Here is a 24,431-nt window from a genome sequence, read left to right as displayed (position 1 = left end):
AAAAATAAAAAGGAATGAATTTACAAATGAAACGAGTCGATTTTGAAAATGGAACGATAACCAGTAATATCCTTGGAGCATCGCTCCCGATGCTGGTTGCCCAGATTTTAAGTTTACTTTATAACATTGTAGACCGGATTTATATTGCACGTATCCCGCACATCGGAACTGCAGCACTTGGTGCAGTCGGTCTTTGTTTCCCGGTAATTGTCATCATTACCGCATTCAGCAATCTATTCGGAAGCGGCGGTGCACCATTATTTTCGATTGAGCGCGGCAAAAATGAGCCACAGGAAGCGAAAAAAATTATGAATATTTCTTTTTCCATGGTCTGTATCTGTGCCATTGTACTCATGGTAATTGGCTTTTTATTTGCCCGCCCGATCCTGGTACTGTTTGGGGCCTCAAAAGACGCTCTGATCTATGCATATCCGTACCTGATGCTTTACCTAATTGGAACTCTGCCTTCTATGATTGCAACCGGTATGAACCCGTTTATCAATGCACAGGGATATTCAACCATCGGCATGCTTTCAGTTACCATAGGGGCAGTAACGAACCTGCTGCTTGACCCGTTGTTTATTTTTGTGTTCGGACTTGGCGTGCGCGGTGCCGCAATTGCAACGGTCATTTCTCAGACACTTTCTGCTGCATTTGTATTTTTCTTTCTTACAAAGAAAGCAGAACTGAAAGTGAGGCTCCTCAAAAAAGAGGAACTTGCCAACTGTACAGCTTATGCAAAAAACATTGTAAGCCTGGGAACTGCCGGATTTATCATGCAGTTAACAAACAGTCTGGTAACGATTGTCTGCAACAATGTACTTTCCGTCACAGGCGGAGATATCTACATTTCTGTTATGACCATCGTATCCAGTGTCAGACAGCTTGTAGAAACTCCGATTTATGCAATCAACGAAGGGACTTCGCCAATCCTGAGTTACAATTATGGTGCAAGACGCCCATGCCGTGTAAGAAAAGCCGGTGCCATGATGGCACTTATGATTCTCGGATACACAGCTGTGATGTGGAGTATTATCATCATCGCGCCAAAAACCCTGATCGGAATTTTCAGTTCGGATGCTACGTTGATGAAAGATGCAGTTCCTGCCCTGAAGCAGTATTTTGCAGCGTTTATCTGCATGGATATGCAATACATTGGCCAGACGGTCTTTAAATCCCTGAATAAGAAGAAGCATGCAATCTTTTTCTCACTACTTCGGAAGGTATTTATCGTCGTGCCTCTGACATATCTGATGCCGTATGCCCTGCATATGGGAACAGACGGCGTATTTCTCGCTGAGCCGGTTTCTAACGTCATTGGTGGAGGATTATGCTTCATCACCATGTTACTTACCGTATTGCCGGAATTAAAGCGTATGGAGCGGAAGAATGCGCTCTATGAGACAGGCACGATCTTATAAATGCGTAAACCACTGTCAAGCTGTAGCAAATTTCGTTATACCGAATTATAAATCTACAATATTTCAGGAGGAAATGACAAATGAGCAGTAGAGAAGTAATAGAAAATGTACAAGCAGATCTCTTTGCAATACAGGATCTTGCTTATCGGGATTTTCAGGCAAAACTGATGCCGACAGTCAATAAGGAAACCGTCATCGGTGTGCGGACTCCTTCTTTGCGCGCATACGCAAAAAAATTCGGTAAAACAGACAATGTTTCTGCATTTCTTGAAGTGCTTCCACATAAATATTATGAAGAAAACAACCTTCATGGACTACTGATTGAACAGATTAAAGCGTACCCGTCCTGTATTGCCGCACTGGACCGTTTTCTCCCGTATATAGATAACTGGGCAACCTGTGATATGATCGCGCTCCGGACAGTAAAAAATCATCTGGACATATTTATCCAGGAAGTCTGCCGCTGGATAGCATCGGATCACCCGTATATCGTCCGTTTTGGAATTGGAATGCTGATGCGGTATTATCTGGATGAACAGTTTAAACCGGAATATCCCAAAAAGGTAGCCGAAGTTAAATCGGACGAATATTATGTAAACATGATGCGTGCCTGGTATTTTGCTACCGCTCTTGCAAAGCAGTATGACCAGATCATTCCTTATCTGGAAAAGAAAAGGCTGGACACCTGGACACATAATAAGACGATTCAGAAAGCAATTGAAAGCTACCGGATCACGCCGGAACAGAAGATCTATTTAAGGACATTAAGAGTAAAGAAACAATAAGTTTTACCGAGCTTTGACAATTTACGGTTCCCGCAATTTTACCACATTTGCAGCACTACGTCGTCTGTCTTCATCGATTGCAGCGTAGTGCTTTTTCGTTGTATTGACATCTTTGTGCCCCAGAACATCCGCTACCAGGTAAATATCCCCCGTTTCCTTATAAAGGGCAGTACCATAGGTACTTCTGAGCTTATGTGGCGTGATTCTTTTATTTGTAATCTGACTGGCATACTTTTTAACCATATTTTCAACCGCCTGCACACCGATCCGGCGTCTTTGGGTTGATAAAAACAGAGCATTTTCATAGCCAGCAAGGGGCGTTACCGCTTTACGGTATGTCTCCAGATAATTGCGAAGTGCTTTTTCCACCTCTTCACCAAAATAAACAACCATCTGGCTTCCACCTTTTCGTGTCACCATGACCCCATTATTGTTGAAATCCACATCTGACAGGTCCAGTCCAACTAACTCCGATACTCGAATACCTGTTCCAAGTAGAAGAGTAATGATCGCAATATCACGTTCTTTCGTCTTATTATAATAGGAGAGTGCCTGACCGGTTAATTTGGAACCACAGAATTCCACATAATCCAAAAGCTTTGCAACCTCATCGGTATCCAAACGTATGATCGCCTTGTCATGTAACTTCGGCATATCTACAAATAAGGTCGGATTTTTCTGAATTATCTGTCTTTTAAAGAAATAATTATAAAAGCTGCGTAATGCAGACATTTTGCGGAATAAGCCGCGTTCAGAGTTTGTGACCTGTTTGGTTTCTTTGGTATGAACATCTGTAGTATCATAGACCTTCAGATATTCCAGATATTCCTCAATATCAACCGGCTGAATAGCTTCCAGATCCTGTACCTGAAAGTCCTTAATTGAGTGATGTTTATAAACAGGATTTTCTTCAATTAAAAACTGAAAGAACAAACGGATGTCATATGCATACGATATTCGTGTCTTTGGTGATGTGGTTGGTTCAATGGCACGAAAATAATCACGTGCAAAGTCAGGCATGGTGTTTAAAACACCACGAAGACGAATAGTATTATCAATATAAGTTTCTTCCTGGTATGTTTTTGTATCAGATGGCATGATTCTAAGAACCTCCTAAATTCCATAAATTTCCCCGATATAGGTATGATTATAGCATGGTTTCGGAAGATTTGTCTATATCTTTTGGAAAAATCGGTATTTGTCGTATAGATTGGTTATTCAAAATACTGCTGTCCCAAGACAACTTTTTGCCAGGGACAGCTAATTATAATTACTAGCACGGTCTGTTTCCTTTTTCAAATGGATATTCAATCCCCCAGTCTTTTCTAAGCCCATCCATCTGTTCCATGATGCGAATACTTTCTTCATGCGGCATTTCCATACATTCAAGTTTTCCTTCACGGATGGCCTTCATAGAAGCGCGTACTTCATATTCAAACCCAGTGATCTGTTCTGGCATTGTAATTTCCCTTACAAATTCCCGATCCGGTGTATATACTTTTACCGCTGTAATATCATTAATATTTTCCGCAATCAGATACCCCTTGGTCCCATATATCATACCATATTGTTCTGTACCGGTAAGTGCACTACTTTGTATAGAAGCCATCGATCCATTTTTGTATTTCAGAATAATGGAATTCTGTGCATCCACTCCACTGTCAAATTTTACGCAGGAAGAAAGCGTTTCTTCAACATCATCGCCTAAAACCATGCTTGCAAAATTCAGTGGGTAAATACCTACATCTAATAGCGCTCCACCGGCAAGCTTCGGATCGATCAGACGTTCTTTTGTATGCATATCATATCCGAGATTTGCTGAAATCCCCTTTATTTCTCCGATTTCACCACTTGCAATAATATCATCGATTATTTTACGGGATGGAAGGTATCTTGTCCAAATTGCCTCCGTAATAAAGACTTCTTTTTCCTTTGCGAGAGCAAATACTTCTTTTGCTCCAACAGCATTTACAGTAAATGGTTTTTCACAAAGTACCGGTTTCCCATGATTGATACAAAGTTTGGCATGTTCTATATGAAACGGATGTGGTGTCGCGATATAAATCAACTCTACTTCCGGATCATTTACCAGTTCTTCGTATGAGCCATATGCCTTTTCAAATCCCCATTCTTTGGCAAATTTCTGCGCTCTGTCAAGATTTCTTGCAGCAATGGCATATGCAGCCGCATCGTCCATACCGTCCAGTGTTTTCGCCATATTTGCTGCAATTCGCCCAGCACCGATAATTCCAACTTTCATCTGTTCCATTTCTTTACACTCCTTTTTTCACATATTATTCTACATGGAAATCCATCCAAATGCATTCGCCACAGAACTGATCAAAATAATCAGGACAAAGATTGGACACAGATATTTAATCATAACAGCAAAAATCTTCTTTCTGCGGAATGTATTTTCTCCATGAATAATCTCTTCTTCTATCTTCTTTACCCCAACAACTCTAGCTACCAAAAGGCTTGTCATCAGTGCCGCGATCGGCATCATTACCGAATTAGTCAGAAAATCAAAGAAATCCAGGAACTGCATACCAATAATTTTCACAAATGCAAGTGGTCCATATCCAAGTGAAGATAAACTTCCTAATACTATCATGATCACACCAACAAGCACAGTAGACTTTTTACGACTCCAGCCGATTTCATCTTCAAATGTAGATACTGCACTCTCTGTCAATGCGATTGAGCTTGTCAGCGCAGCAAAAAGAACAAGCAGAAAGAACAGAATTCCAATTGCTGTTCCCAATCCCATATTCTCAAACACCTTTGGTATTGTAATAAACATCAGTGCCGGCCCTGCCTGTAACATATCCGGATTTCCACCTGAAAACGCAAATACGGCTGGGATGATCATAAGTCCTGCCATAATTGCAATCGCTGTATCAAATACTTCTACATTTCTTGTAGAATCTTCAATCGAAATATCTTTTTTCATATAAGAACCAAATGTAATCAAAATTCCCATAGCGATCGATAGGGAATAAAACATCTGTCCCATAGCAGCTACCACAGACATCCATGAGAAATTCTTTAGATTTGGCACCAGAAAATACTTCACGCCTTCCATTGCACCTGGTCGTGTTACTGAGTAAATGGTAATGATCAGCGAAAGCACGATCAAAATCGGCATCATAAACTTTGAAACACGCTCAATTCCATTCCGAACACCTGCATAAATAATAATCAGTGTAATCAGACAGAATATGATAAAACAGATTTCTGTAGAAAATCCATTTGAAATAAACTCTGAAAAATATCCATCTTGAGCCAGACTACTGCTGTTCCCTTTTATATATTCCAAAAGGTACTTGATAACCCATCCTCCAATTACAGAATAATATGGTACAATCAGAACCGGAATAATCGCATTAATCCATCCACCAAAAGAAATCCATTTTGACTTTCCAAAAGATTTGAACGCACCTACCGGGCTTTTTCTTGTCATACGGCCAATTGCTGATTCAGCAATTATCATCGTATAACCGAAAGTAAGAGCTAACAGAATATAGATAAGCAGAAAAATTCCTCCGCCATATTTCGCCGCAAGATAAGGAAACCTCCAGATATTTCCAAGACCTACAGAAGCTCCTGCTGCTGACAGTACATATCCTAATTTACCGGAAAATGTACTCCTTTTTTTATGATTATCCATAACAAAATCTCCTCTTTTATTCTAAAATTAAATACATCTGTTTGATTTTATCATGATAATCCTTTAAAGTCACTAGTAAAATCAAGTATAGCCTTAAAAATATAAAATTTCTTAGTATAAAATTAAAAAGTCCGGAAAGACTAAGACGGGGTGAGCGATGGGATCTTGGTTAGAGACCTTAAGAATGTCTTAGTCTTTTAGACTTTTATAAAAAATAGAGTGTATATAATGTGCTGTCAGGCAGATTATTCGCTGCTACCTGACAGCACAGATGGTCTTTAATAAACAGAATCATCTCCATAATACGAAACAACCAGATAGTCTCCTTCCTGGAGATTATTCCTGTCTTTTAAACTTAAATGATTTGCTTCTGCCAGCTCATCCATATATTCATATATGGAATCTTCTGTTCGTCTGTATCTTTGTGCAATGCTCCAGAGTGAATCCCCTTTTTCAAGCTGGACACTTTTATAATATCTCTCTCCGGAAGGTTCTTCAGCTTTGCTATCGTGCGCACTGGAGAAAAAGCTTCCAAATCCAAAACTCAATGACATAACCATCACCAGAGCCGCAATCCCTGTCACAAACCGTCTGATAGAATTCGTCTTACGGTGCTTTGCATAATGACAGTGCTTCTGTCCTTTTGCTCCTGCATGATATCGATCTGCATACATATCTTTTCTTTTCTCTGATCTCATGATAAATTCCTCCCTTTTCTTCTGTAATCTTTTCAGTTCTCCTATATACCAGAAAGCATGTTCCCGAACAACTGTTCTGTTATCAATATACAGCAAGAACATACGTTTGTCAATATGCAAATCGAACGTATTTTCTAAACATTTGTTTGCTATTTTTTCTTCTGTATGATATGATAATTTTAATAGTTCGGATAATAATTCAAATTGATATAGATACAGATTTAGGAGGTCTTTTATGAGTAAAGGTAATATTAGCAAGAAACAGGAAGAGATACTTGAATATATTAAGTCCCAGATCCTGCAACGTGGTTTTCCACCGGCTGTACGTGAGATCTGTGATGCTGTGAATCTGAAGTCAACTTCTTCTGTACACTCTCATCTCGAGACTCTTGAGAAGAACGGATACATACGACGCGACCCAACCAAACCACGTGCAATCGAGATTCTGGATGATTCATTTAATCTCACAAGACGTGAGATGGTTCAGATTCCGATCGTAGGCCATGTAGCTGCAGGAGAACCGGTTCTTGCACAGGAGAATATTGAAGATTACTATCCTGTTCCTACTGAATATATTTCATCAAATAAAGAACTCTTTATGCTGAAAGTTCAGGGTGAAAGTATGATAAATGCCGGTATACTGGATGGAGATTATGTCATTGTGGAAAAGCAGGCAACTGCAGAGAACGGTGACATGGTTGTTGCTCTGATTGATGACGGTGCAACGGTAAAGACGTTTTACCGAGAAGAAGGTGTGATCCGTCTTCAACCGGAGAATGATACAATGGAACCATTTATCCTTGAAGATGTTACGATTTTAGGGAAAGTTGCTGCTGTTATGCGCTTCTTCCGTTAATTTTTAAAAAACAGGTGATTACTTGCAGAAGCATCTCAGATAGAAGTGCTTTTTGCAAGTAATCACCTGTTTTTTATATATGTTCTTCTCCATATCCCTTTTTCTCTTACTATCATAAATATTTTTTTAATGCATCAAAAAAGCCGGATAAGATGTACAGGTATTCTCAACCTGTCATCTTATCCGGCTTTTGTTCCATTGAACAGCTCACCCTTCGATGCTCGTATCTATATATGACATATTCAGATGATTCAGTCAGTACTGTTTTCTACTATTTTTTTGCAAGTTCGTACATTGCTGCTGCCGTAATCTGCAGTGCACGGAGAAGCTTTTCTACTTCCACATGTTCATCTGGCTGATGGATCACGTCTGCTTCACCTGGAAATACCGGTCCGAATGCAACCATGTTCGGGAATTTCTTTGCGTAAGTTCCACCACCGATTGCAAGTGGTTCCAGGTGCTCGCCAGTCTCTTCTTCATATACATGAACGAGCTTTGTCACCAGTTCAGAGTCTTTTGGTACATAGAGAATTTTGTGGTTATTTTTCCGGAGCACATCGAATGTGTAACTGTTGATATGATTGATCAGTGTATCATCAACAACTTTCGGATCTGCATTTTTTGGATAACGGACATCTAATGTAAAATAGGTCTCTTCTCCATCATAATAAACAATACCAAGGTTTACGGTTGTCTCACCAGTTTCTTCATCCACATAATGTACTCCCAGTGATTCTCCATTTGTCTCCGCTCCGATCTCGTTCAGAAGAAATTCCATCAGTTGCTGGAATTCTCCACCAAATTCATTCTCTTTCACTGCATTCAAAAGAAGAATTGCTGCATTTACACCAAGATGCGGGGTACTTCCATGTGCACTTCTTCCCACCGCTTCAACGATTGTTTTTCCGTTTTCATGCGTCACAGTGATTCCTTCTGTCTCTGCTACCTTAATGTCTCCTTTTACGATCAGTTTACAAGTTGGAATCACGACATTGTCAGCAATTCCACCACCAAAATATTCCACTTCGATATGACCTTTGTCATAAACCTTAGAACCGCCTTTGATGCCGGTCGTTCCTTTTTCACAGAAAATAACCGGAAAATCTGCATCCGGAGTAAATCCGATCGTCGGCATCTCATATCCGTTCTCTACGTAATACGCTGCACATGAAGAGCCACATTCCTCATCAGATCCAAAAATAACACGGATTCTACGGTCAATTGGAAGATTCAGGTCACGGATCGCCTTCAATGCGTAAATTGATCCAATGATCGGTCCCTTATCATCCAGACATCCTCTTCCCCAAAGAATTCCATCATGGATCTCGGCACCATAGGCAGGATAAGTCCAACCGGTATCGCCAGCCGGTACAACGTCTACATGACCAAGAACGCCTACCATCTCTTTTCCTTCTCCATATTCTACCCAGCCTATACGATTGTCTGCCTGCCCAACCTTGAAGCCAAGCTTGCGGCCAAGTTCAAGGGCATCTTCCAGAGCAGCCTTCGGTCCCGGACCATATGGCGCGTCTGGCTGTGCCTCACCACGCACGCTTTCAATTCTCATGTTCTGTTGGATTCCAGCAAGAATTTCATCCTTCATCTCCATAATCCTGCTGTTTAATGCTTCATAACTCATTATTACATTCCCCACTTTCTTGTGTATTCCATCTGTATTCTATTATACACGATACATCTTTAGAAACCAAATAATAATTTAACAAATCTGCTCCGAATCCAGCACGATCGTAAATGGACCGTCATTTAAAAGAGATACCTTCATATCCGCGCCAAAGTTTCCTCTTTCCACAACCGGGATCACTTTCTTACATTCTTCAATAATATATTCATACAGTTCATTTGCCATATCCGGTGCACCTGCCTCAATAAAACTTGGGCGGAATCCTTTTTTACAGTTTGCATATAAGGTAAACTGGGAAATCAGAAGAAGTTCTCCATCCACATCCTTCAGGGCAAGATTGGTCTTTCCGTTCTCATCTTCAAAAATGCGAAGTCCTGTCAACTTCTTTACCATTTTGTCTGCAATCACTCTGGTATCATCCTGTGCCACTCCGATCAGCACCATAAATCCTTTTCCAATCTTTCCGATCACTTCTCCTTCTACCGCAACCTCGGCATGTGTTACTCTCTGAATTACAAATTTCATGTTTTCTTGTCTCCTCTTTCTTCTCTTTATTTGACACTATAATGCCTGTGTTCCGAAATTATCAGAACATAAGTATTTTGCTACAGGTCTAAAAAACGGGGGATTTTTATTTCCCCCGTCTTATAACATTATAATCTCTGTTCTTACTCTTCCAAGCTTGCCTTTAATTCAAGAAAATCTTTGATAGCTTTCACACATCCGTCAACACCAAACTTGGAACTGTTTATACAAATATCATAACTTTCGGCATCGCCCCATTTTTTGTTGGTATAATAATTGTAATAGCTTGCCCTGCGTTTATCTGTCTTATGTATCAGATCTTTTGCTTTGTTATCTGTCAGTTCATTCAGCTTTGCTACATTTTTAATCCTGTCTTCCAGATCTGCATGAATGAATACACTTAGTACATCATCCCGCTCTTCCAGTGCATAATCCGCACATCTTCCTACCAGTACACACGGTCCTTCCTCCGCAATCTTTTTGATCGCATCAAACTGCGCAAGGAAAATCTTGTGATTTAGTGGCATTTCATTGACAGAACCGGATGCAAATCCCATAGAATATGTATCCATTACCAATGAATAGAGAAAACTGTTCGTCGGTTTTTCATCATGTGTCTCAAAAAGCTCTTTGCATATCTTACTGTCCTTTGCTGCCCGTGACAACAATTCTTTATCATAAAACTCAATTCCCAGTTCATCTGCCAGACGTTTTCCAATTTCGCGTCCTCCGCTTCCAAACTGACGACCTATTGTTATAATTGTATGTGTTTTACTCATAAACGTCACGCTCCTTTGCAGGTCATTATTCCATGATTATCCTATACATATTATATAACAATTCATAATAAATGTATAGATTTTCATGACATTTTGCGTAGTTTTTTCAATAAATTTTCAAAATATTCCGGAAGTGGGGCATCAAATTCCATATATTTTCCGGTTCTCGGATGGATAATTCCAAGAATTTTCGCATGAAGTGTCTGCCCCTGTAGTGTCCACGGACATTTTGCCGGACCATATACACAATCTCCAAGCAACGGATGATGGATACTTGCCATATGCACACGGATCTGATGTGTGCGACCGGTTTCAAGCTCACAGGCAATATAAGTATAATCGCCAAACCGCTCCAGGACCCGGTAGTGTGTCACTGCATTTCTGCCATTTTTTTCATTGATACTCATTTTCTTCCGGTCAATCGGATGGCGTCCGATCGGCGCATTCACAGTACCGGAATCCTCTTTGATATTACCGTGTACAATCGCATGATAAATCCGCTTAATGCTGTGCTCTTTTAACTGCTCTGCAAGGATCTGGTGTGCGGTATCATTTTTACATACCAGAAGAGAACCGGTAGTATCCATATCGATCCGGTGTACGATTCCCGGACGCATTACACCGTTGATTCCTGAAAGCCGGTCTTTGCAATGATACATGATCGCATTGACCAGAGTTCCGGTATAATGACCTGCTGCCGGGTGCACTACCATACCTTTCGGCTTATTAACCACCAGGATATCATCATCCTCATAGAGAATATCCAATGGTATATTTTCCGGCAGGATATCCGGTTCCGTCAAATCCGGTATCGTAATCTGAATTTGATCTCCTTTTGCAACCTTATAGTTAGATTTGATTACTGTGGAATTTACCTTTACATTTTTTTCTTTTATCAGTTTTTGAATATAAGAACGGGAAAGCTCCGGCACTTTCTCTGTGAGAAATTTGTCGATTCTCTCCCCTGCATTTTCTTCACTCTGAAATTCTTTAATCTGCATGTTTCTGCTCCTGTCTGCGCGAATAAATAGAAAAATCTTCGTCCTTATAATAAAAAAAGATCAGCAGAACCAGAACGATAAACGTCACAGTCACATAAATATCCGCCACATTGAAAATCGGAAAATCAATCAGTGAAAAATAAAAAAAGTCAACCACATATCCTCTGGTCAGACGGTCAATAAAATTCCCGATTGCTCCGGCTGTCAGAACGATCATACAGATTCTGAGTGGCAGATATCTTTTTTCTACCGGAGTTCTGCCATAAAACCAGCTCACAATAACAAGGATCACAACGGTCATGATGACAAAGAACCATCGCTGGTTCTGAAAAATCCCAAATGCAGCTCCTCTGTTTTCAAGATAATGCAATTCAAAAACATTATTCCACAACACAAATGCAGACTGATCCTTCAAATGTGCAATTGCCAGAAGCTTTGTATACTGATCCAGAAGCACCAGGATTACGATTCCAAGTGCTGCAAAAATATATTGTTTTAACCCTGGTCTGTTCTTCATATGCTCTCCTTTACTGCTAATGCCATTAGATATACTTTCGGATTGTAACATAATAACGTCCCTTTTTTGTCTCGGAAAGAACTCCTTCGTACTGAAAACGTCCCATCTGTCTTACGGAAATGATATCATTGTCCTTTACATGATATCCATTACTGGTAATCAGCTTTCCGTTTACATATACACGCCCAGCCTCAATCAATGCAGTAAGTTTACTTCTGGACGAAGAAAAAGCCAGTGAAAGAAGGGAATCCAGGCGTACTGACGCAACAGTCCCCTTAATCTCTTCGTACTTTGGCTCCCATTTAAAATCTGCATTTTCTACTTCTACGGCACGAACGGTTGTATGACGTACCCTGGTCAGTTCTTTTACAAGAAACTCCGTCAGTTCCTGATGTACAAAAACATAAGCTTCCTTATCGTGAATCAGAATATCTCCCGTCTTTGCCCGTGTGATCCCAAGGTTCAGAAGTGCGCCCAGATAATCTCTGTGTGATAATTCCTCAGCAAATTTCGGCTGTAGCGGACTGATCTTCAGAATGCGGATCGGATATGTACTGCGGATACTTTCCTCATCCATATACATATAAAAAGCATCAGGTAGAAATGCTGCCATCTGACGCTCTGACGGATCATACCCGCCAAAGGTCCTGTATGGAACAGGGAAAGAATCCTTCGGCGTAGTATGTAATATATTCAGTTCATTCAGGTTCAGGAAATCGGAATACATAATGATTCCTCTCTGATAAGCATTGTTAGACAGCTCAATCAGACGTTTACGAAGTAAAGTCTCTTCTTTTTCCATACCCTGTCTTCTTTCTTCTAGTAACGGTTCTGGATCGGCACATCGAACGAAGTATTCAGAAGATCCTGCATATCGCCGGAAATATCAACATTTGCCGGTGTTACCAGAAAAATATAACTTGAAATTTTCTGAAGATTACCATCAATTGCAAAAGCAGATCCTGATGTGAAATCAATAATTCTCTGCGCGATCTCAAGATCCATACCTTCCAAATTCAAAATAACAGTTCTTCCCGCGAGAAGAGTCTCTGTAATCTCACGTGTATCATCCATTGCGTTTGGTTTGATTACACAAACTTCCATTGCAGGAGCATTTCTGCGTGTAGAAGGCTGGCGCATCGGGGTGACTTTATTTGAACGACCTGATTTTTTAAGCTGATAATCTTCCTCTTCTTCTTCGTAAGCAGCCGGTTTATCTTTCTTTCCAAAAATATTCTTTTTTGGCTTCTCTTCTTCATATGACTCATCTTCAAAATCGTCATCTTCATCGTAGAAATCATCATCATACTCATCATCGTCGCCGTTTAATTTCATAACGTCTAAAAACTTATCTAATACTCCCATTTTTCTTATACACTCCTATCTGTGGTATCTAAATCTGATGAGCATAATTTCGCTCGCCAAAAATTGCTGTCCCTATCCGAACCATGGTGGCTCCCTCTTCTATAGCAACTTCAAAATCATTGGTCATCCCCATTGAAAGAATACTCATGTTAACATTATCAACTTTTTCCTTTGCAATGTCAACAGATAATTTTCGTAAGTTTGCAAAATGTATACGATTTTCTTCCGGGTTTTCTACAAACGGAGCAATTGTCATCAATCCTTGTACTTTTATGTGTTGAAATCTGACAATTTCATGAATAAAATCCATAATTTCCTCTGGCATCAGACCGAATTTTGTATCTTCTTTTGCCATGTTTACTTCGAGAAGCACATTTACAACAATACCTTTTTTCGCTGCTTCTTTATCAATTGTTTCCGCAAGACGAATAGAATCAACAGAATGGATCAGCTCTGCCTTATCGATGATATATTTTACTTTGTTGCGCTGCAGATGACCAATCATCTGCCAGTGAATATCCTTCGGCATTATGTCATATTTTTCATCCAGTTCCTGCACTTTATTTTCACCAAAATAACGGCAACCGTAAGCATACGCTTCTTCCAGCATTTCTACCGGTTTGGTCTTGCTGACAGCAATCAGTGTTACATCCTCCCGTTTTCTGCCGGAGCGTTCGCATGCAGCGCATACACGCGCTTCCACATCTTTTAAGTTTTCTGTGATCATTTCTTTCACTCCATTTCTTATTGACTTACTATCTGATTATCCCGAACAGAATCTCCGTTCAGGGCAATATGATCATAATTGGAAAGACTGTAGCTGTTTCCTTCTGCAATAATATAGTATTCATCACTCTCACTCAGGATCTGAACCTGCTTGAATACAGCATAGCCTTTATTGACATTATAAACTCCTTTGATGCTTTCGGTTTTCAAAAGATCCATCGTATCGGAAGATTCCGGCAACAAAAGAGTATCTCCTTTTTTCAGATTCTCTGTATCCAGATATGCAATACCCGATTCCGTATCCTCGTTAATGATCGTCACCGGAATAAATTCCGTTGTCGTCTTTCCTTTTTTGGTCGTCTGCCTGTAGACACCTTCGTTCTGAGAAGCCCCGCCGCTCGTGATATAATCTATCGGAACAGCATAACAGTCTTTCTCCGTTACCGAGGTTTTCGGAATCTTAAGCCCGGACTCGTCTTCCAGGATCAGTTCAATATTCACGAACCGTTCATCTGCATACCGGATCATGGAATCCTTAAAAGTAATATTGGCATAAATATCATTTTTCTTTTCCGTAAGTCGCATAGTTCCCCACAGGTCCTTATTATCCTTCAGGAATCTGACCTCAACAGAAAGGGAATCTTCCCCGTTCATTTTTTTCTGGAAGGTTTGTGCCAGATCAGAGGTCAGGCGTATCGTTACCGTCCACTCTTCATCTGTGACCAGGCGATATACCGGCTGCCCTGCATCAATCTTCTGGTTGCCTGAAAGCTCTGTGACACTGTAATTTGCCTTATCAAACATCTCATCCGTGATATTATCTGTCGTCAGATTTTCATAGCCATCTACCGAAAGCTCCACGATTCCGTCATCCGGGCTTTGAAATGCATCTACATTTCCGGACTGCAGAATAGAATTCAGCTGTGCAACCCTGCTCTGTGTCGTATTGTTCTGTAAGATCGCTGTTACTTCACTTTTCAGATTTGATGCCGTCTTAAACTCCTCCGGTGAATAGGATTCATTAAATCCCTGTGCCTTCAGCAGAATACTGTTCCATTCATCTGCATTCAGGGAAACTTCTTCATTGCTGTCCTGATCCGTCTGTGTCTCGAGCTTGGAAGACGTAATGGTGTAAATATTGGTTCCAAGTGCAACCTTCTGTGCATCGTCTACAAAATAATTGACATATCCGCTTTTTTCAGCATTTACCACCGTTTCTTTTCTGAGAACCATTCCGGTAAGATTCCTGTCTTTTAAAATGCTTCCTTCCCGTACCTCATATACACTCACTCTGTCTTTTGTAAAATAGATCAGAACGGTAAAAACAAGATACACAAAAATAATTCCAAACAGAATCGTACCAATATTTAAATGTCCTTTTCGTTTATATTTCTGGAGGCTGACAACCTCCGTATTCTTCTTTTTCCCAGCCAAAAATCAAGCCTCCAAATCTATTCGGATTTTAACAGGCACAGTGCCGCACCATTCAGATAATCACAGCACCTGCCCTGATACCTGCCTTCCTCTTCCATCTTCTGCAGCAGTTCGTCCCTCAGCCTCCACCAGCTGCATCCCCAGTTACAGAATACCGCATCTTTCTCAGGAATTCTTGAAAACATTCGTTCTACTGCCACGGTTTCCGGAATCTGTTCAAGAAACGTAATCACTCTTTCAAAATATTCTTCCTTTGAACATACCGTTATTTTACCATTTTCATACCAATCGCACAACCGTGTATTTCTGGCAATATAAAGCGAATGCAGTTTCACAATATCCACACCAAGCGCAGTAAGGATTCTTGCAGTCTCTTTTGCATCCGCTGCCGTATCTCCCGGAAGATTAAGAATCACATGGGTACAGATTGAAATACCAGTATATCTTTTAATCCGCAGTACTGCATCGATAAATTCTGCAAGACCATGTCCCCTGTCGATCATCTGCAGTGTATGATAATTTGCTGTCTGTAATCCAAGTTCTACATTCATCTGAATTCCGGTCATCGCGCGGATATCTCTCATAATATCAAGATACTCAGCCGAAACACAATCCGGTCTTGTGGAAACAGATATCTCCACGACACCCGGAATCCTGGTAGCCTCCATCAGATAACTGCGAAATCTGTCCGGAGGAAGAAAGGTATTGGTATAATTCTGAAAATATGCAATATATTTGTTGGCATGGTATTTTCTCGTGATCATCTGTCTGGTCCGTGTCAACTGTTCTGTGACAGAAACTGTAGCCGCCATTGCCTCAAATCCGGTTCCTGCACCGGCACAGAATGCACATCCATCTCCGTCAAGACGGTTTGGACATGTGACCGGAAGGTTCACCGGAAGCTTGTATACTTTTTCACCATATTTGTTTTTCAGGTAATCCGAATATTTATAATATAACATATTTTTCCTCTCATTTATGAATAATCACAAAATTTTAACACATACTAACCGTATAGAATCGTATAAGGAGGATATTTACATGAAATGGTTTGATAATACAGCACTCACCGTCGTGATCATCGGTGCTGTGAACTGGCTTCTGATCGGTATATTCCGTCTGGATCTTATTGCCTGGCTTTTTGGAAACATGTCATGGCTCTCACGTATCGTCTACACGATCGTCGGACTGTGTGGACTCTACCTGATCAGTCTTTTTGGTAGAATCGGATCCATGTCCGAATCTTAATACGCCCAGGTAATGTACCTGATACCATCTCGGTGTATTTTCTACATGCTTGAAAAAAAGAAAGGGGCTCCCAGACAAGAGATGCCCCTTTTTGTGTATACGATAAGATTCACACACCACATTTACTGCTGACCAGACGGGATTGCCTCGATCAATGATGTCATATCCTCATACAGAACCGGTTTTTCTGAGGCTCCCATAACAATCGATATGTATGGATTGTCACTGGAATCTTTTTCCATCAGAATCAGACAATATCCTGCTTCATCTGTTGTCCCGGTCTTCCCGCCTACGATCGTAACATTCTCCGGCACATCCACCTCTCCCTGCGCATAGAGATTGGTCGGTGTAAACAACGCCTCCTGGCTGTTACCGTCCACATCTGTATAATATGCGGTATATGCTTCACTCTGTATGATATTTACAAAATCTTCATGCTTTATGCACTCATTAAATATCAGATAAAGGTCATACGCTGTTGTATAATGATTGTCATCATGCAGTCCGTGCGGATTCATAAAATGAGTCCCGTTCGCCATCAATTCCTGGGCTCTGCGGTTCATCATATTAACAAACGCTTCTTCTGATCCACCTACATATTCCGCGATTGCAGTTGCTGCATCATTTCCAGAATACAAAAGAAGAGCTCCCAAAAGATCCCTGAGTGTCCAGACTTCTCCTTTCGCAAGGCCGCACACCTGCGCATCCGCCGGAAAACTGGATGCATCTGCGTTTCCACTGATCGTCACCTGGTCATCCAAATTTGCATTCTCAATAGCGAGAAGTGCCGTCATGATCTTGGTTGTACTGGCAGGATACAGTCGTTCATGCGCTTTATAAGAATATAATACACGTTCTCCTGTAAGATCAAATAATGCAGCACTGTGCAATTCAGTATCTTCTGTATAACCCTCTAACGCCACATCATTTTGTGCTACACACAGCTCCTCTGCATAAAGCTTTCCCTGGTATAAATCCTGATTATAATTTTTAAGTTCATATGCTGTCACAGGTGTTGCTCCTTTTCCTCCGATGCAACCACCTGTAAACAGACTTATCGATGCCACACATACCAGTGCGGCACTTTTTGCTCTACTTATACATCTCACGCCAATCCAAGTCTCCTCTGTCTAATGCAAGTATAATGATTTCTGCCGTTGCAAGATTGGTAGCCATCGGGATGTTGTGCATGTCACAAAGACGAATGACATCATTTACATCCGGTTCATGTGGCTTTGGATTCTGTGGATCCCGAAGAAAGATTAGAGCATCAATTCCATTCTGTGCAATCTGCGCACCGAGCTGTTGTTTGCCGCCCAGCGGTCCCGCAAGATATTTGTGAATAGAAAGATTAGTAACTTCTTCGATCAGCCGGCCGGTTGTACCGGTCGCATACAACTCATGCTTGCTCAAAATCCCACGATATGCAATACAGAAATTCTGCATCAGTGTTTTCTTAGAGTCATGCGCAATAAGTCCGATATTCATTTTCTCAGCTCCTTTTACTGATATTTTTTAGGCTGAAGCCCTATATTTAATACAATGCCAATTCCCATATATAAGCTGATAAGCGAAGTCAGTCCGTAACTAACAAACGGAAGGGGAATTCCTGTATTTGGTAAGATCCCTGTTGCCACGCCGATATTGATAAACGACTGAAATCCTATCTGCGCGGCTACACCGCAGCAAATAATCCGCCCCGCCAGATCTTGTGCCCTGAGTCCTATCAATATGCATTGTACTACAATCAATAATAACAGACCAATCACGATACAGCAACCCACAAAACCTAATTCTTCACCTACAATTGCAAAAATAAAGTCTGTCTGTGGCTCAGAAATAAAATTTCCATTCTTCACGGATGTGGTTGTATTATTATTCAGTCCTTTACCGGTAAGCTGTCCGGAACCAATCGCCATAATTGCATTATTCTGCTGGTAAGCTTCATCACTTGCATATTTCTGCGGTTCCAGCCATGCCAGAATACGCTTTTGCTGATAATCGTGCAGAAATGGCTGATTCGGCTGTACAACAATACTGATAAAAATAATCGTAACCGGAACCAGAATCGCAATCAGGGTTCCGATAAATCGATAACTCAGTCCCGCCAGATACATCATAGCACAAAAGACAAGCGCTATGGATAAGGTTGTTGAAAGGTCTGGCTGAAGAACGATCAGGATCAGTGTTGGTGCAATCAGTCCTACTGCTTTCAGGATGGTTGCAGCACTGCTCAGATCATCCTCATGATTCATCAGAAATTTTGCAAAGAATACGACAACCAGTATTTTGCTGAGCTCTGATGGCTGAAAATTCGTCACTCCGATATCGATCCACCGCTGTGCACCATTTACATTGGTTCCAAACAGCTTTACACATACCAGTGCAATGATATTGATCCCGTATAAAATCCAGTAAAAGTTCAGAAGCCATACATAGTCTATCATCGAAAGAATGATCATCAGGATCACTCCGGCGACAAGTCCTATGATCTGTCTTCCCTGTACTGCCTGCTTTGCACTTCCGATTACCATAACTCCAATAATCGATATAGCAATAACAGAAATGACCAGACCGAATTTCACATCTTTTAAATGATAAGGTTTTGTCTTTTTTGGTAATCTCACGATTTTTCTCCTGTCAAGTTGATTCTAATCTGTGAACGTGTTATTTCCACTTTAAAATTATCTTCGGTTATCTTCATGTATTTTCCGATTGTGTGGTATAATTCTCCGCACAAAAGTTCATAAGTATCTGGCTGACACTGCACCCGGTCCGAAACAAGAAGGCTTTTCAAACGTTCTTTTGCAATGCGGACAGATGAGTGGTGCATACCTCTTTCAAATACATGCATGATACATCCTCCTAATTTCTTTTAAACATATGGGAAAGTTTGTAAAACAAACTTTCCTGTTTATCCAGATCGAGAAATGGCACTTCTTCACCGGTTATACGCCGGCAGATATTGGTATATGCTTTTCCCGCCAGCGAATCCATATCTACAACCGTCTCTCCCTGGTTCGTTCCGATCACGACCTGTTCATCATCCGGAATTGCTCCGATCAGATCGATGGGAAGAATCTCTGTCACATCTTCTACTGACATCATCTCTCCTCTTTTCACCATATCCATCCTGATACGGTTAATAATAAGATTCAGTTTTTTCATGTGATTCTGCTCCAGCAGCCCAATGATGCGGTCAGCATCACGAATGGAGGATACTTCTGGCGTTGTCACAACAAATGCTCTGTCAGCTCCGGCAATCGCATTCTGGAATCCCTGCTCAATCCCTGCCGGACAATCCAGTAAAACGTAATCAAATTCATCTCGAAGCTCATTTGTAAGCTTGATCATCTGCTCCGGTGTGATCGCTGACTTATCCTTTGTCTGTGCCGATGGCAGCAGATACAGATTTTCATGACGCTTATCACTGATCATCGCCTGCTTCAAACGGCAGCCACCTTCGATCACGTCGACCAGATTATATACGATCCGGTTTTCAAGTCCCATGACAACATCCAGATTCCGAAGACCCAGATCCGTATCGATCACCAGTACCTTTTTCCCGAGCCTTGAAAGTCCGGCACCTATATTTGCTGTCGTTGTTGTTTTTCCGACACCGCCTTTTCCCGATGTCACTACAATAATTTCACCCATTTTTCAGATCCTCCTACCACTCTAAATTCTCCAGTGGATCGATATAAATGCGCTTGCCGTCAAGACGGGCGATACTTGGTCTTACGGTTTCATCCTGAAGATATGTATGTGTTGATACAATATCTGCAATCTTCATCACATGCGGTCTCATCGACAACGCCGTAATAAACGCATTCCGATCTCCTGTTGCCCCGGCATGTACCGTTCCCCTTACCGCACCCAGCACAACAATATTGCCCTTGGATACTACGGTTGCACCAAACTCTACATCGCCAAGTATAATAATACTCTGCTCTGTCTCCAGTACCTGCCTTTGTCTGAGTGTACCTTTGTAGAACTGACCTTCTTTTCTGGTTAAACTGTTAAGAGAGTCTTCTACTACTTTTTTGTATAATCTTTCTGTATTTTCATTAGTATCAAAAATACAGACAATATGGATATGAGCGACATCAGTGATCAGACCAATGACCTCTTCTTCCTGTGGTTTTGTAAGAATCCGCCCTTCAAACGTAACCGCCATGGTCGCATCTTTGAAAAAGCGGGCAGATTCGGTAAATTTTTCTCTCAATTCCTTCAGAATCTCTGTATACTCTGCATCAGGATCCATATGAACAATCAGACCGTATTTATTACTTTTAATGATGACTTTCTGTTTCATACCTGTGATCCCCCTCAATCTAGTCTCCATGTGTCGATGATGAACCTGCTGCCGATGCATGCCCTGTGATCAGCTCATCACGGCTTGTCTCTCCATAATAATAGCGCATCAGGTCTCTTCCAATCTCTGACGGATATAAAGATTCATAACCATTTTTGATACGGATCGCAAATGCGACTTCCGGATCGTCACTTGGCGCATAGCCAACAAACAGACCGTGATCCGGATGTGTAGTACTCTGCTGTGCCGTACCGGTTTTACCTGACATTGTAATATTTCCCAGCGAAGAATATGTACTGTTGCTGGTAACAACTGCCCGCATTCCCGACTGAACAGCATCCCATGTATTTCCGGAAACACCCTCTATCTGGTTCAGCACATCCGGTTCGTAAGTTTTTGTTACCTTACCATCCTTATTTTCCACATGATCCAGAAGGGAAAGATTATAAACAGTTCCTCTGTTTGCAATTGCTGTAACATATCTTGCAAGCTGAGTTGTCGTATAGTTATTAGTACCCTGACCGATTGCAGAACGTACAGAGTCCTGATCAGATACCTGAGGTGACGATTCCGGAATTTCGATTCCTGTTGTCTGGTTCAGTCCAAACATAGTCGCATATTTCAGAAGCGTCTCACATCCCTGGTCAGAAGAATATCCCGACTCGCTGCTCTTTGCATTACTGAGCATCTGGTTTGTAAGTCCCAGACGGTATCCAACTTCATAGAAGAACATATTGCAGGAATGCTGGATCGCACTCGTCACATTCAGACTTCCATGCGACCCCGGATAAATCCAGCATCGTGGACTCGGTGAAATTTTTTCATAGAGTCCGCCGCAGCTGATATACGTACTGGTATCAATGACATCTTCTGTCAGTCCGGCAACAGCAACCAGTGGTTTGTAAGTAGATCCCGGTGCCGTCTTCTCCTGCGTCGCATTATTATATAACGGTGCTGACTGATCATTTAAAAGCTTTGTATAATAGCCTGAATCCATGGTATTTGCAAGCCGGTTATTATCATATCCCGGGTAGGATACACAGGCAAGAAGCTGTCCGGTCTTCGTGTCAGTTACTACGACCGATCCGGTAGATGGTTCCAGTCCAAGCTGTCCCGGTGTGATTTCCAGATCTTCAATCTTGGAATACATGAAATCATAGGCGGTCATTGTACCATCCGCAAGCTTATTATAAACATCTGCATCATAATTCAGAATTCCCTGCTCATAAAGCATCATACCAATCTGGCTTCCTGTGATTTCTTCATTGCGTATCATATACTTGTAGATCAGTTTGTCAAATCCGGAATCCTTAGGAAGATTTGCACTGATATACGCCAGAATCCCCTGATATACTTCATTCTGATCCGAATACTCACTGTCACTGTTCATATAATCAGTCAGTTTTGATGTATCGATCCAGTTCTTGGAGATCGCATAATTCAGATAAGTATAGAGACTGATGCTCTCATCATTTTCCCACGCAATATATGTAGAATCATTGGTATCAATCGAATCTTTCTGAATGATTGCTGCATTCTGGGTAAGTACAGTACTGATAATATAACTGAGATATGCCTGCATATCCTCATCACAGTCTTTATATGCCGGCGCACCTGAATCACTCAGCTGTGCCATCACATCTGCAAGCACTGCCTCCTTTTTAGAAGAAAATGACGCATACACACTTTTCTCAGTCTCCCCGGCATCCGCAGCCTCAAAATGTCCCACATTCAGAATCTCATTAGAAATAAATGCATTGTAAACATCACCAATCGGTATCTTCACATCACTTCCCTCTTCTGCCTGTGTACGGTCATAGGTCAGAGACGTAGTCAGATTGGAAAGGATGATTCCGGCAAGCTTTTCTTCCAGGAGATCATAAGCTGCCTTTTGCAGATTGGCATCAATAGAAAGATAGACATCATTTCCTGCCTTTGCCTTTTTCCCCTGCTTGGACTCAATGACCTTTCCCACACTGTTAACATAAAGTTTGATTTCACCTTTTTCACCCTGAAGTGTTTTATCCAGTGTCTGCTCCAGCCCTGCTTTTCCAACCACATCCGTAAGAGAATACGAGTCCTGCTCCTTTTCATCCAACGCATCATATTCATCTTGTGAAATCACACCCGTATAACCAAGAATAGACGCAAAATATTTGCTGTCTGGGTAATAACGGATTGAATCCTCTTCAATATTAACTCCCTGAAGAGTATCCAGGTTTTCCATAATAGCAGCTGTTGTACTTTCACTGACATCACTTGCAATCGTTGTAGCCACATACTTCTGATAGCGGTTCAGTCCCATGGAATATCGGATTGTTACCAGCTTCAGGATTTCTTCTTTGGACAGTTTCTGTTCGTCCAGCCCATAACCGTAGGTCTCATCTGTACAGAGATAATGCATCAGATCTGCCGCACTGTATGCCTTCTGCTTGTTACTGAGCTTATCAATGGTTGCTTTTCCAAACACATCCGCAAGGAACCGCAGACGCTGCACCTCGCTTGTCATGGAATAAGCATATTCTCCATTATCATTGAGAATAATTTTGAAATCATTGACAATAGAATCTCCATTCGATTCAACAATACTGATCACTTTCTCAATTGTTGCATTGATGATTTTATTTTTCTCTTTAACCGTATCATAGTCACCGTTGTCTTCAATCGTGACGGAATATGCGAGCTTGTTATCTGCCAGAACCACTCCGTTCCGGTCCAGGATACGACCTCTGGTTCCCTGTACCTCTTTTGTTTTCTGGATCTGAAGCTTATAGTCATCCAGATATGCCTGTCCGTTTACGATCTGTAAAGCAAACACACGCTGTATCAAAATTGCAGAAAGCACAATAAACACAAGCATCAGCACAAACACTCTAGATTTTACCAAGTCGATAAACCATCTTTTCAGACGATCCAATAAATCAAACAAATCTGCTAGCACTCCTTTTTTCTTCTTCTTCAAGTCTTCGGTTAATATGCAGAATGATCTGATACAGAACAAGTGTAACCAGAATCGTGTAAACCAGTTCCGGCATGATCACATGTCTCAGATAATTCAAAAAATGGAAATCACTTTTTAACATGAATAAAAGGACATAAATCACCATACCATATAAAAACTCACTGCCGGCAATAAGTGCCAAAGGGAGTTTGATGTCTTCGTCATAAAATACTCTCTGGAAAAATCCGTTGCCATATCCGATCAGCATATAGATCAGCGCATAAAATCCAAGCAGATTTCCACCTAGTATATCTTTTAAAAGTCCACAGAAAAAGCCGATGATCATTCCTTCTTTTTGTCCCCTCATAAATCCAAATGAGGACGTCACGATAATCAGGAGATTCGGAATAATCGAGGCAAACGCCAGCTTTTGAAACACCGTTGTCTCCAGAAGAAAACAGACAGTGATCAACACAGCACAGATCAGGATCCTTTTAATCTTTTTCAT

General features: G+C 41.2%; 25 protein-coding genes and 1 pseudogene. 4 read left to right on the top strand and 22 right to left on the bottom strand.

All coding sequences use genetic code 11. From position 1 onward, the window contains the following. Positions 1-26: 26 nt before the first annotated feature. The gene (locus PG840_RS09795) at positions 27-1,421 is read left to right on the top strand and encodes an MATE family efflux transporter (protein ID WP_117558361.1); all 1,395 of its coding nucleotides are present in this window, start codon (positions 27-29) and stop codon (positions 1,419-1,421) included. 80 nt (positions 1,422-1,501) lie between these two features. Beyond that, positions 1,502-2,206 (top strand): DNA alkylation repair protein, encoded by a 705-nt coding sequence (locus PG840_RS09790; protein WP_117558359.1) that lies wholly within the window; start codon positions 1,502-1,504, stop codon positions 2,204-2,206. A gap of 21 nt (positions 2,207-2,227) precedes the next feature. On the opposite strand, the gene PG840_RS09785 is transcribed toward PG840_RS09790, so the two are convergent. The 4 genes and pseudogenes from PG840_RS09785 to PG840_RS09770 form a co-directional block, all read right to left on the bottom strand. Further along, positions 2,228-3,304 carry a tyrosine-type recombinase/integrase gene (locus tag PG840_RS09785; protein ID WP_270613560.1) on the bottom strand — a complete coding sequence of 359 codons (1,077 nt, stop codon included), beginning with the start codon at positions 3,302-3,304 and terminating at the stop codon, positions 2,228-2,230. A gap of 175 nt (positions 3,305-3,479) precedes the next feature. Then, positions 3,480-4,478: pseudogene (locus PG840_RS16945) on the bottom strand (Gfo/Idh/MocA family protein); the annotation flags it as partial. 27 nt (positions 4,479-4,505) lie between these two features. Beyond that, positions 4,506-5,876: a sodium-dependent transporter gene (locus PG840_RS09775; protein WP_270613559.1), complete on the bottom strand. Its 1,371-nt coding sequence runs from the start codon at positions 5,874-5,876 to the stop codon at positions 4,506-4,508. Between the two features lie 278 nt (positions 5,877-6,154). Continuing rightward, positions 6,155-6,574, bottom strand: a complete 420-nt coding sequence (locus PG840_RS09770; protein ID WP_055157086.1) for a LysM peptidoglycan-binding domain-containing protein — start codon at positions 6,572-6,574, stop codon at positions 6,155-6,157. Between the two features lie 235 nt (positions 6,575-6,809). Between PG840_RS09770 and lexA the strand changes: the two genes are divergently transcribed. Then, complete coding sequence (gene lexA, locus PG840_RS09765) at positions 6,810-7,430, top strand: transcriptional repressor LexA (protein ID WP_173826056.1); 621 nt, start codon at positions 6,810-6,812, stop codon at positions 7,428-7,430. Positions 7,431-7,701: 271 nt separating this feature from the next. Here lexA and pepV read toward each other — a convergent pair whose 3' ends face one another. From pepV to PG840_RS09715, 10 genes are all read right to left on the bottom strand, one after another. Next, a complete protein-coding gene (gene pepV / locus PG840_RS09760) occupies positions 7,702-9,069 on the bottom strand; it encodes a dipeptidase PepV (RefSeq protein WP_195502631.1) in 1,368 nt (455 codons plus the stop codon). A gap of 78 nt (positions 9,070-9,147) precedes the next feature. Further along, positions 9,148-9,597 (bottom strand): D-aminoacyl-tRNA deacylase, encoded by a 450-nt coding sequence (gene dtd, locus PG840_RS09755; protein WP_055260960.1) that lies wholly within the window; start codon positions 9,595-9,597, stop codon positions 9,148-9,150. Positions 9,598-9,740: 143 nt separating this feature from the next. Next, complete coding sequence (locus PG840_RS09750; RefSeq protein ID WP_117558349.1) at positions 9,741-10,376, bottom strand: cytidylate kinase-like family protein; 636 nt, start codon at positions 10,374-10,376, stop codon at positions 9,741-9,743. 83 nt (positions 10,377-10,459) lie between these two features. Further along, positions 10,460-11,377: an RluA family pseudouridine synthase gene (locus PG840_RS09745; RefSeq protein ID WP_022221013.1), complete on the bottom strand. Its 918-nt coding sequence runs from the start codon at positions 11,375-11,377 to the stop codon at positions 10,460-10,462. Then, positions 11,367-11,894, bottom strand: coding sequence for a signal peptidase II (gene lspA / locus PG840_RS09740; RefSeq protein ID WP_118198275.1), 528 nt, complete (start codon positions 11,892-11,894; stop codon positions 11,367-11,369). Before lspA ends, PG840_RS09745 begins: the two co-directional genes overlap by 11 nt. Before the next feature lie 25 nt (positions 11,895-11,919). After that, a complete protein-coding gene (locus PG840_RS09735; RefSeq protein WP_008370265.1) occupies positions 11,920-12,696 on the bottom strand; it encodes a YlmH/Sll1252 family protein in 777 nt (258 codons plus the stop codon). Positions 12,697-12,713: 17 nt separating this feature from the next. Beyond that, complete coding sequence (locus PG840_RS09730) at positions 12,714-13,259, bottom strand: cell division protein SepF (RefSeq protein WP_008370263.1); 546 nt, start codon at positions 13,257-13,259, stop codon at positions 12,714-12,716. Between the two features lie 28 nt (positions 13,260-13,287). Further along, on the bottom strand, positions 13,288-13,986 hold the full coding sequence (locus PG840_RS09725) for a YggS family pyridoxal phosphate-dependent enzyme (protein ID WP_270613558.1): 699 nt from the start codon (positions 13,984-13,986) through the stop codon (positions 13,288-13,290). A gap of 17 nt (positions 13,987-14,003) precedes the next feature. Continuing rightward, entirely contained in the window at positions 14,004-15,419 is a 1,416-nt protein-coding gene (locus PG840_RS09720; protein WP_270613557.1) for an HlyD family efflux transporter periplasmic adaptor subunit, read from the bottom strand. Positions 15,420-15,436: 17 nt separating this feature from the next. Next, on the bottom strand, positions 15,437-16,381 hold the full coding sequence (locus tag PG840_RS09715; protein WP_055248553.1) for a TIGR01212 family radical SAM protein: 945 nt from the start codon (positions 16,379-16,381) through the stop codon (positions 15,437-15,439). 79 nt (positions 16,382-16,460) lie between these two features. On the opposite strand from PG840_RS09715, the gene PG840_RS09710 reads away from it, so the two are divergent. Then, positions 16,461-16,667: a DUF378 domain-containing protein gene (locus tag PG840_RS09710; protein WP_022221010.1), complete on the top strand. Its 207-nt coding sequence runs from the start codon at positions 16,461-16,463 to the stop codon at positions 16,665-16,667. 122 nt (positions 16,668-16,789) lie between these two features. On the opposite strand, the gene PG840_RS09705 is transcribed toward PG840_RS09710, so the two are convergent. The 8 genes from PG840_RS09705 to mreD form a co-directional block, all read right to left on the bottom strand. Continuing rightward, entirely contained in the window at positions 16,790-17,776 is a 987-nt protein-coding gene (locus PG840_RS09705; RefSeq protein ID WP_055157101.1) for a D-alanyl-D-alanine carboxypeptidase family protein, read from the bottom strand. Then, on the bottom strand, positions 17,760-18,155 hold the full coding sequence (locus PG840_RS09700; protein WP_008370250.1) for a methylglyoxal synthase: 396 nt from the start codon (positions 18,153-18,155) through the stop codon (positions 17,760-17,762). Before PG840_RS09700 ends, PG840_RS09705 begins: the two co-directional genes overlap by 17 nt. Positions 18,156-18,169: 14 nt before the next feature. Next, a complete protein-coding gene (locus PG840_RS09695) occupies positions 18,170-19,294 on the bottom strand; it encodes an FtsW/RodA/SpoVE family cell cycle protein (RefSeq protein WP_195250629.1) in 1,125 nt (374 codons plus the stop codon). Then, complete coding sequence (locus PG840_RS09690) at positions 19,291-19,521, bottom strand: cell division topological specificity factor MinE (RefSeq protein ID WP_022221008.1); 231 nt, start codon at positions 19,519-19,521, stop codon at positions 19,291-19,293. Before PG840_RS09690 ends, PG840_RS09695 begins: the two co-directional genes overlap by 4 nt. Positions 19,522-19,532: 11 nt before the next feature. After that, positions 19,533-20,324 (bottom strand): septum site-determining protein MinD, encoded by a 792-nt coding sequence (gene minD / locus PG840_RS09685; RefSeq protein WP_215686514.1) that lies wholly within the window; start codon positions 20,322-20,324, stop codon positions 19,533-19,535. A 13-nt stretch (positions 20,325-20,337) separates the two neighbouring features. Then, entirely contained in the window at positions 20,338-20,982 is a 645-nt protein-coding gene (locus tag PG840_RS09680) for a septum site-determining protein MinC (RefSeq protein WP_242999992.1), read from the bottom strand. Between the two features lie 19 nt (positions 20,983-21,001). Beyond that, positions 21,002-23,842, bottom strand: a complete 2,841-nt coding sequence (locus tag PG840_RS09675) for a penicillin-binding transpeptidase domain-containing protein (protein WP_442872507.1) — start codon at positions 23,840-23,842, stop codon at positions 21,002-21,004. Positions 23,843-23,903: 61 nt separating this feature from the next. After that, positions 23,904-24,431: a rod shape-determining protein MreD gene (gene mreD / locus PG840_RS09670; protein WP_173826051.1), complete on the bottom strand. Its 528-nt coding sequence runs from the start codon at positions 24,429-24,431 to the stop codon at positions 23,904-23,906.

Source organism: Coprococcus sp. AM97-35 (genome assembly GCF_027697525.1).
Classification (GTDB): Bacteria; Bacillota; Clostridia; order Lachnospirales; family Lachnospiraceae; genus Allocoprococcus; species Allocoprococcus comes.
The sequence above is the reverse complement of the archived record's forward strand: the minus strand, read 5'-3'. Positions and strand labels throughout refer to the sequence as shown.

What these genes read in the sequence shown, in the direction of transcription:
- PG840_RS09795 (WP_117558361.1), top strand. Translation starts at nt 27, where the DNA reads ATGAAACGAGTCGATTTTGAAAATGGAACGATAACCAGTAATATCCTT.
- PG840_RS09790 (WP_117558359.1), top strand. Translation starts at nt 1,502, where the DNA reads ATGAGCAGTAGAGAAGTAATAGAAAATGTACAAGCAGATCTCTTTGCA.
- PG840_RS09785 (WP_270613560.1), bottom strand. Translation starts at nt 3,304, where the DNA reads ATGCCATCTGATACAAAAACATACCAGGAAGAAACTTATATTGATAAT.
- PG840_RS09775 (WP_270613559.1), bottom strand. Translation starts at nt 5,876, where the DNA reads ATGGATAATCATAAAAAAAGGAGTACATTTTCCGGTAAATTAGGATAT.
- PG840_RS09770 (WP_055157086.1), bottom strand. Translation starts at nt 6,574, where the DNA reads ATGAGATCAGAGAAAAGAAAAGATATGTATGCAGATCGATATCATGCA.
- lexA (WP_173826056.1), top strand. Translation starts at nt 6,810, where the DNA reads ATGAGTAAAGGTAATATTAGCAAGAAACAGGAAGAGATACTTGAATAT.
- pepV (WP_195502631.1), bottom strand. Translation starts at nt 9,069, where the DNA reads ATGAGTTATGAAGCATTAAACAGCAGGATTATGGAGATGAAGGATGAA.
- dtd (WP_055260960.1), bottom strand. Translation starts at nt 9,597, where the DNA reads ATGAAATTTGTAATTCAGAGAGTAACACATGCCGAGGTTGCGGTAGAA.
- PG840_RS09750 (WP_117558349.1), bottom strand. Translation starts at nt 10,376, where the DNA reads ATGAGTAAAACACATACAATTATAACAATAGGTCGTCAGTTTGGAAGC.
- PG840_RS09745 (WP_022221013.1), bottom strand. Translation starts at nt 11,377, where the DNA reads ATGCAGATTAAAGAATTTCAGAGTGAAGAAAATGCAGGGGAGAGAATC.
- lspA (WP_118198275.1), bottom strand. Translation starts at nt 11,894, where the DNA reads ATGAAGAACAGACCAGGGTTAAAACAATATATTTTTGCAGCACTTGGA.
- PG840_RS09735 (WP_008370265.1), bottom strand. Translation starts at nt 12,696, where the DNA reads ATGGAAAAAGAAGAGACTTTACTTCGTAAACGTCTGATTGAGCTGTCT.
- PG840_RS09730 (WP_008370263.1), bottom strand. Translation starts at nt 13,259, where the DNA reads ATGGGAGTATTAGATAAGTTTTTAGACGTTATGAAATTAAACGGCGAC.
- PG840_RS09725 (WP_270613558.1), bottom strand. Translation starts at nt 13,986, where the DNA reads ATGATCACAGAAAACTTAAAAGATGTGGAAGCGCGTGTATGCGCTGCA.
- PG840_RS09715 (WP_055248553.1), bottom strand. Translation starts at nt 16,381, where the DNA reads ATGTTATATTATAAATATTCGGATTACCTGAAAAACAAATATGGTGAA.
- PG840_RS09710 (WP_022221010.1), top strand. Translation starts at nt 16,461, where the DNA reads ATGAAATGGTTTGATAATACAGCACTCACCGTCGTGATCATCGGTGCT.
- PG840_RS09700 (WP_008370250.1), bottom strand. Translation starts at nt 18,155, where the DNA reads ATGAATATCGGACTTATTGCGCATGACTCTAAGAAAACACTGATGCAG.
- PG840_RS09690 (WP_022221008.1), bottom strand. Translation starts at nt 19,521, where the DNA reads ATGCATGTATTTGAAAGAGGTATGCACCACTCATCTGTCCGCATTGCA.
- minD (WP_215686514.1), bottom strand. Translation starts at nt 20,324, where the DNA reads ATGGGTGAAATTATTGTAGTGACATCGGGAAAAGGCGGTGTCGGAAAA.
- PG840_RS09680 (WP_242999992.1), bottom strand. Translation starts at nt 20,982, where the DNA reads ATGAAACAGAAAGTCATCATTAAAAGTAATAAATACGGTCTGATTGTT.
- PG840_RS09675 (WP_442872507.1), bottom strand. Translation starts at nt 23,842, where the DNA reads ATGCTTGTGTTTATTGTGCTTTCTGCAATTTTGATACAGCGTGTGTTT.
- mreD (WP_173826051.1), bottom strand. Translation starts at nt 24,431, where the DNA reads ATGAAAAAGATTAAAAGGATCCTGATCTGTGCTGTGTTGATCACTGTC.